Origin of the sequence: Tabrizicola sp. (assembly GCF_031377265.1) — a bacterium.
Taxonomy (GTDB): Bacteria; Pseudomonadota; Alphaproteobacteria; order Rhodobacterales; family Rhodobacteraceae; genus JAUYQR01.
Genome location: NZ_JANMET010000382.1, coordinates 1 through 7,389 on the forward strand (window position 1 = coordinate 1; position 7,389 = coordinate 7,389).

General features: G+C 64.0%; 9 protein-coding genes and 1 pseudogene. 2 read left to right on the forward strand and 8 right to left on the reverse strand.

Translation table 11 applies throughout. The annotated features are described in order from the left end of the window. Positions 1 to 48: 48 nt before the first annotated feature. From RMO18_RS20330 to RMO18_RS20345, 4 genes and pseudogenes are all read right to left on the reverse strand, one after another. On the reverse strand, positions 49 to 1,755 hold the full coding sequence (locus RMO18_RS20330; protein ID WP_309668342.1) for a bifunctional sulfate adenylyltransferase/adenylylsulfate kinase: 1,707 nt from the start codon (positions 1,753 to 1,755) through the stop codon (positions 49 to 51). A gap of 192 nt (positions 1,756 to 1,947) precedes the next feature. Further along, positions 1,948 to 2,322 (reverse strand): hypothetical protein, encoded by a 375-nt coding sequence (locus RMO18_RS20335; RefSeq protein WP_309668343.1) that lies wholly within the window; start codon positions 2,320 to 2,322, stop codon positions 1,948 to 1,950. Positions 2,323 to 2,387: 65 nt separating this feature from the next. Next, a complete protein-coding gene (gene trxB / locus RMO18_RS20340; protein WP_309668344.1) occupies positions 2,388 to 3,350 on the reverse strand; it encodes a thioredoxin-disulfide reductase in 963 nt (320 codons plus the stop codon). 152 nt (positions 3,351 to 3,502) lie between these two features. Then, a pseudogene (locus tag RMO18_RS20345) lies at positions 3,503 to 3,847 on the reverse strand (hypothetical protein); the annotation flags it as partial. A 137-nt stretch (positions 3,848 to 3,984) separates the two neighbouring features. On the opposite strand from RMO18_RS20345, the gene RMO18_RS20350 reads away from it, so the two are divergent. Both RMO18_RS20350 and RMO18_RS20355 read left to right on the forward strand, forming a co-directional pair. Further along, positions 3,985 to 4,311, forward strand: coding sequence for a pirin family protein (locus tag RMO18_RS20350; protein ID WP_309668345.1), 327 nt, complete (start codon positions 3,985 to 3,987; stop codon positions 4,309 to 4,311). Between the two features lie 243 nt (positions 4,312 to 4,554). Next, a complete protein-coding gene (locus RMO18_RS20355; RefSeq protein WP_309668346.1) occupies positions 4,555 to 5,055 on the forward strand; it encodes an Lrp/AsnC family transcriptional regulator in 501 nt (166 codons plus the stop codon). 16 nt (positions 5,056 to 5,071) lie between these two features. Here RMO18_RS20355 and RMO18_RS20360 read toward each other — a convergent pair whose 3' ends face one another. From RMO18_RS20360 to RMO18_RS20375, 4 genes are all read right to left on the reverse strand, one after another. Further along, positions 5,072 to 5,332, reverse strand: a complete 261-nt coding sequence (locus RMO18_RS20360; protein ID WP_309668347.1) for a hypothetical protein — start codon at positions 5,330 to 5,332, stop codon at positions 5,072 to 5,074. Between the two features lie 64 nt (positions 5,333 to 5,396). Then, complete coding sequence (pgeF, locus tag RMO18_RS20365) at positions 5,397 to 6,146, reverse strand: peptidoglycan editing factor PgeF (RefSeq protein WP_309668348.1); 750 nt, start codon at positions 6,144 to 6,146, stop codon at positions 5,397 to 5,399. After that, positions 6,139 to 7,209 carry an SAM-dependent methyltransferase gene (locus RMO18_RS20370; protein ID WP_309668349.1) on the reverse strand — a complete coding sequence of 357 codons (1,071 nt, stop codon included), beginning with the start codon at positions 7,207 to 7,209 and terminating at the stop codon, positions 6,139 to 6,141. Before RMO18_RS20370 ends, pgeF begins: the two co-directional genes overlap by 8 nt. Further along, the coding region (locus RMO18_RS20375; protein WP_309668350.1) for a prolipoprotein diacylglyceryl transferase family protein at positions 7,206 to 7,389 on the reverse strand (184 nt) is incomplete at its 5' end. The genes RMO18_RS20375 and RMO18_RS20370, both read right to left, overlap by 4 nt.

Below are 7,389 nucleotides of genomic sequence, written 5' to 3' on the forward strand. Positions count from 1 at the left end.
CGCCCGTCGGGGGCGGATTGCGCTGCCCCCGATACAAAGCGCCCCGGATCAGCCCTTGATCAGGCCCATCTGTTCCAGCTTCAAAAGCACCTGATGCGCACAGTGGTCAACATCGACATTCTCGGTATCGACCACCAGTTCGGCTGTGGTCGGTGCCTCGTAGGGGTCTGAAATCCCAGTGAATTCCTTGATCTTGCCTTCGCGCGCCAGCTTGTACAGGCCCTTGCGGTCACGGCGTTCGCATTCCTCGATGCGGGTCGCGACATGCACCTCGATGAACGCGCCAAACGCCTCGATCATCTCGCGCACGGCGCGGCGCGTGGCAGTGTAGGGCGCAATCGGCGCGCAGATCGCGATGCCGCCGTTCTTGGTGATCTCGCTGGCCACATAGCCGATCCGCTTGATGTTCAGGTCGCGGTGTTCCTTGGAAAACCCCAGTTCTGATGACAGATGCTTGCGCACCACATCCCCGTCCAGCAGTGTGACCGGTCGCCCGCCCATCTCCATCAGCTTGACCATCAGCGCGTTGGCGATGGTCGATTTGCCCGATCCTGACAGCCCGGTGAAGAATACCGTGAAGCCCTGCTTCGACCGTGCGGGCGACGTGCGGCGCAACTCTTCCACCACGTTGGGGAACGAGAACCACTCTGGAATCTCCAGCCCCTCGCGCAGGCGGCGGCGCAGTTCGGTGCCGGAAATGTCCAGCACGGTGGAGCCGTCCGGCACTTCGTCGATCGGGTAATATTGCGCCTTTTCCTGCACATAGACCATCTGTTTGAAATCGACCATCTCGATGCCGATCTCCGTCGCGTGTTCCTTGAACAGTTCCTGCGCGGCATAGGGGTCATAGAAATCCTTGCCCGCAGAATTCTTGCCCGGCCCGGCATGATCGCGCCCGACGATCATGTGGGTGCAGCCATGGTTGCGCCGGATGATGCCGTGCCACAGCGCCTCGCGCGGGCCGGCCATGCGCATCGCCAGATTGAGCAGGCTCATCGTCGTGGTGGCGGCCGGGTATTGGCCCAGCACCGCCTCATAACACCGCACACGGGTGAAATGGTCGATGTCACCTGGCTTGGTCATGCCAACAACCGGGTGGATGATCAGGTTCGCCTGCGCTTCACGCGCCGCACGGAAGGTCAGTTCCTGATGCGCGCGGTGCAAGGGGTTGCGGGTCTGGAACGCGACGACACGCCGCCAGCCCATCTTGCGGAAAAACGCGCGCAATTCGTTCGGCGTATCGCGACGGGCCTTGAAGTCGTAATGCACGGGTTGCTGAATGCCGGTGATCGGGCCGCCGAGGTAAACCTTGCCCGCCTGATGGTGCAGATAGTTCACCGCCGGATGCGCCAGATCATCCGCGCCGAATACCCGCTCCGCCTCCAGCGCCTTGTCGGGCACCCATTTGTCGGTCACCGACAGGATCGCCAGGATCACGCCTTCGGCGTCGCGGAGCGCCACGTCCTGCCCCGGTTCGACGGTTTCGGCGAACTTCTCGCTGATATCGAGAGTGATCGGGATCGGCCACAACGTGCCATCCGCCATCCGCATCTTGGACACCACACCGTCATAATCGGCCTGCCCCATGAAGCCTTTCAAGGGATGGAACCCGCCGTTCATCAGCAGTTCCAGATCGCAGATCTGCCGCGCGGTCAGATCCCATGACGGCAGATTGCCCGCCTCGATCTTCAGCTTCTGGGCCGAGTCATACGAGACATAAAGTTCCGGGATCGGAACCAGATTGGGCATCGACATGGAAAGCACCTTTTCAATGGGCTGGCGGGCCACCCGCCGGTTGGCGCGGCAGTAGCCCGGGAATGGGGCGGAATTCAAGGCAGCGCACGGGGAAATCGGGAAAAAAGGGCGAAAATGCTTTGGATGAGCAAGTTTTCAGGAAAGATCGTCCAGCGCAGGCAAGCGCACCGGGTCATCCGCTTTTTTCGGTGCTCAGGCGGGCAGCAGCCGCGTCACGATCAGACCGGAGATTGGCAGATAGACCGTCTCCGACACGATCCCTGCAATCGCCTCGGACCAGCTGTAATCCGGCCCGATAGCTTGGCCCACCTCACCAAACACGAACATCACCCACCACAGGCCGACATAAAGCATCCATTGCGTCCCGAACGCCTCGCGCCCCAGCGCCCAGAGGCCGACAAACGCCAAGGCAGTGCCAAGTTTCGATACCGCAACCCCAGCCAGAAACGCCATCGGGTCATCGCCCGGTGGCTGCAACCCGGTAACACGCGACAGGATGCCATAGACCAGCACCGGAACGACGAAGAGGGTCAGGAAGACCAGACCGACGGCCAAAGCAATGCGCATGATGCACCTCCATGCCCACAGTTTGCCCTGACGGCCCGGTTACCGCCTTGCGCTGCATCAAACGGCTACTCCGCCGCCTTCAGCTCCGCCTCCTGCGCGGCCAGAAACTTCTCGGCATCCAGCGCCGCCATGCAACCCATGCCCGCACTCGTCACGGCCTGGCGGTAGATGTGGTCGGTCAGATCCCCCGCCGCGAAGACGCCCGGAATGGCGGTGCGGGTGGACCCCGCCTCGACCTGCACATAGCCACCCGAATGCAGCGGCAACTGGTCCTTGACCAGTTCCGACGCCGGCGCATGGCCGATGGCCACAAAGAACCCCGCGCAGGGGATATCTGCCACCGCGCCGGTCACCAGATTGCGGGTGCGCACGCCGGTGACGCCCAAGGGGGCCTCATCGCCCAGTACCTCGGTCACTTCGGTGTTCCAGACGACGGAGATCTTCGGGTGCTTGAACAGCCGGTCCTGCATGATCTTTTCGGCGCGCAAACTGTCGCGCCGGTGGATCAGCGTCACTTTCGAGGCAAAGTTGGTCAGGAACAGCGCCTCCTCCACCGCCGTATTGCCGCCGCCGATCACCACGATCTCCTTGCCGCGGTAGAAGAACCCGTCGCAGGTGGCGCAGGCCGATACGCCAAAGCCCTTGAACTTTTCCTCGGACGGCAGCCCCAGCCATTTCGCCTGCGCGCCAGTGGCCAGGATCACTGCATCCGCCGTGAAGGTCATGCCGCTGTCGGCCTTGGCCACGAACGGCCGGCGCTTGAGGTCAAGGCTGGAGATATAGTCCGAGATCACCTCCGCCCCCATCGCCTCGGCATGCGCCTGCATCCGCACCATCAGGTCGGGCCCCTGCACATGCGTGTCGCCGGGCCAGTTCTCCACCTCGGTGGTGATGGTCAGCTGGCCGCCGGGCACCAGACCCTGCACCAGGATCGGGTTCAGCATCGCCCGCGCCGCATAGACAGCCGCCGTGTACCCAGCCGGGCCGGAGCCGATGATCAAAACCCGTGTGTGACGTGACGCAGTCATGGCAAACCTCGTTGACAGCAAGACTTGCTATATAGGGTCATGTTTCAGCGGTGGGAACCCTTGCCCGGTGGGATCCAGCCTTGCGGTTTCCGCGACCAGAAACTCGGCCAGAACCGCGCTCGCCGGGGTGTCGCAAGTCCGGCCGTGGCTGATCAGCGAAACCTCGGTCGGCTCCGGGGCATGGTCAGGCCGGACGCGCCGCAGATCCCCGCTGGCCACCAGCTCGCGCACCACGATTGCGGGCAGCAGCGCAAACCCCGCCCCACCACCGGGCCGATCACCTCATGCGCCAGGGCGAACGGCAGCGCCAGCCGCACGGTTCCTCCGGGTGCCGCGATCTCTGCCCCCAACCGCGCGGCAGCTTCCGCCGCCCGGTCGGCAATCGCCTGCTCATCCTCGGCCAGCCGCGCGCCGATCGCGGTCATCCGCACCGCGCGGGTGGTCCGCGCGATCAATTGTACCCCGAGCGCCGCCTCCAGTGCCGAAATGTGGCCGGTGACGGTCGAGGGCGGCCAGGGTGGTCAGATCCGCCAGGTTCAATATGCGACCATCCGCATTACATCTGCAGACAAGATCTATATTCATTCACTTTCTCGAATGGAAAGCCCAGAAGACCCGTTGAAAGGTCCATGCCATGACGCCCTATCCGGTGCCTTCGGGCCTGACGCACCTGCATCTCGTAACCCATGATCTCACCCATGCAACGCTCGGCGTGGCCCTGTCGCCGTTTCTGGTGATCTCGTATTTTGACATGACCGGCCCGGTGTTTCCGCCGCACCCGAATGCCGGGTTTTCCGTCGCCACCTATATCCTGCCAGACAGCCCGACCGGGTTCTGGAACCAGGACAGGCTGGGCGACAACAACGCCATTGCACCCGGCAGCCTGCACTGGTCGGTTGCCGGGGCCGGGTTGATGCACGAGGAAACCGTGATGCGAACCGGCAGGCTGGCCCGCGGCTGATGCGGTTCTCCCGATAGCCGACCGGCAGCACTGTACTGCAGGGAGCCCCGTTCGTTGCATCCTCACGGGAACAGTTTGACCGCTTTCATGCCAGCTATCACCGCGGTGGCATGGGACGGCTGGTGGCCTATGATCAGCCCGCGATCGACCAGAGTTTTGACGCTGCGCAACAGAATATTGCTTGAACGCGCAAGAAAATGTCTGCTATCGGCATAGGGCGCAATTATTGCAAAGGCGGACCGCGTGGCCGGACATAAACTCGACCCGATCGACCGCCAGATCCTGGCTCAGCTACAGGCCGACGGTCGCATGACCAATGTTGAACTGGCCAGCCGCGTCGGCATCTCGGCTCCGCCCTGCCTGCGCCGGGTACGCACGCTGGAGGAGGCGGGCTACATCAAGGGCTATCACGCCGATATCGACGCGCGTGAACTGGGATTCGAGGTTCAGGTTTTCGCCATGGTCCGCCTGCAAAGTCAGGCCGAGGCTGATCTGGCGCTGTTCGAAGCGCGCTGCCGGGCTTGGCCGCTCGTGCGCGAATGCCACATGCTGAACGGCGAGATCGACTTTATCCTGAAATGCGTCGCACCGGATTTGTCCAGTTTCCAAAGCTTTCTGACCGAGCAGCTGTTGAAAGCCGAACATGTTGCCAACGTGAAGACCAGCCTCGTCATCCGTTGTGCCAAGGACGAACCCGGCCTGCCGTTTGACGTGCTGGAGGCGCGGCTGGCAAAGTCCGCCTGACCGGCGTCGCGCGTCGTCAGTTGGCGACGCGTACAGCCTGACGGGTTGCTGCCTTCAGCCGCAGGGCAAGGCCCTTGCTGCCCGGACGAGGATTGCTGTCAGCATGCCTGTCTTTCGGAAACGACCGAAGTGCAATCGGTTCAGCGACCGATTCCAGAACGCCAATCAACCAGCGGCGTTTGGTTTGTGCTTCAACATTCATTCTGACTGCCCTCACTGCGGTGACTTCCACCGGTGCAGTCAGGATGCAAAGAGAATGCGGCGGCGTTGCGGCCAAGTCTTGCTGGAATAAGGTCGTTTTCTTGCCGGTTCAGCCCACAGCGCCACAGTCTGAAACAGCGCTAAAGCCGGATCGCCGAGATCAGCCTGCCGTAATCCGCCTCGCCCTTGTGCGTCATGCGGCGGTATGAATAGAACCGCTCCGCATCGGCAAACGTGCAATGGCCGGTCCATTCGGCATGGCCAACCCCGGCCTCGCGCAGCCGGTGCAGCCCGTATGCCGGCAGATCGAACAACATCCGGTCGCCACGCCCTTGGGCAAAGAACCGGCTGGTGGCGCGGTCATTATCGGTGAACCGCTCAAAGAATTCCGGGCCGACCTCATAGGCAGCCTGGCTGATCGTCGGGCCAATCACGGCCACGATGTCGGCCCGCCGCGCGCCCAGCGTCTCCATCGCGTCCAGCGTGGCTTCCAGAACCCCGTCCATCGCCCCCCGCCAGCCCGCATGCGCGGCACCGATCACCCCCGCCTTGGCGTCTGAAAACAGCACTGGCTGGCAATCTGCCGTCAGCACCGCCAGCATCAGCCCCGGCGTGGCGGTCACCAGCGCGTCGGCCATCGGGCGTTCGTCCAACGGGACGGTCACCGCAACCGCTGTCGCCGAATGCACCTGATGCACGGTGACCAGTGCCGTCACCGGCACCCCCAGCGCCGCCGCCGCCCGCGTCCGGTTGATCATCACCACATCGGCCTGATCGCTGGACCCGGTCCCGCAATTCAACCCGGCAAAGATCCCAGACGACGCCCCACCCTTGCGGGTGAAAAAGCCGTGGCGGGCAGCGATCCTGTCGGATGTCAAGATTTCAAGCATGGGATGGATCAAAACCGGGAGGGGCAGGGGCAACGGGGGCGTGAAACGCGATAGCTTTGAACACCGAACCCATTTCCTCGGGGTGGGTCAAGCGGCGATGCGCGGCAAGGTGGCTTTGCAGCACTTCCCCCGCCAGTTCGGCGCCAAGCCGCGCGGCGCGCTGATCAATCCCAAGGCGTTTCAGCAGCACGCCCTGACCGGTCAGCCCGGTGCGCGCCACCCCCATCGCCAGCGCCAGTGCTTCGAAATCCACATGCGCGGTCAGATCGGCGGCACCCGGTTGGGCCAGCGGGTCTTCGGGCGCATGCCCGCGCAGCGCTTGCAACGTATCGCCCTTCGACCGCCAGCCGCCATAATCGATCACCAGTGCCACCCCGCCCCGTGCCGCGATCCGCTGGCCGATGGCTTGCGCAATCGCCGGCAGCGCCGGGCATACCTCCACCACCGTCCCCGGCGGATCGGCCTGAAACCGCGGCCCGATCATCCCCTCTGGCAGCAGCGCCGACAGACCAAACCGCAACCTACCCTCTGAAACTCCGACCATCCGCTCGCGCCAACCACCATCGTCACGCTGGAACTGGCGGATCGGCAGGGCATCGAAGAACTCGTTTGCCAACAGGAACAGCGGTTGGTCCGGCAGGCTGGCAACACTGTCGGCCCATACCGGCGCATAGGCGTCCAGCGTCCGCGCCTGCACATTGCGCAAAGTGGCCGACGCCTCGACCAGCACGATCCGCGCGCCCGCATGAAACCCCGGCACGGCCCGCGTGGCGCGCATCACATCGGCCATCAGCGTCCCGCGCCCGGGGCCAAGCTCGGCCAGCGTAAAGGGGGCGGGTGACCCCTGATCCAGCCACGCCTGCGCCAGACACAGGCCGATCAGCTCGCCAAACATCTGGCTGATCTCGGGGGCGGTGGTGAAATCGCCAGCCACCCCGAACGGATCGCGCGTGCTGTAATAGCCGTGCGCCGGGTGCATCAGACACTCGGCCATATACTCGGCCACCGTGATCGGCCCGGTGGCCGCGATCCGGGCGGCAAGCATGTCGCCCAGAACGGTCATGCGCTACGGCGGCGCGCCAGAAACCACAGGCCGGCCAGGATCATCGGCAGCGACAGGATCTGCCCCATGGTCAGCCCCCAGCCGCCGATGTGCAGTGCCAGACCCAGCGGGTTGCCGTCGCTGATAAACTGCGCATCGGGTTGGCGCACGAACTCCACCGCGAACCGCGCTGCACCATAC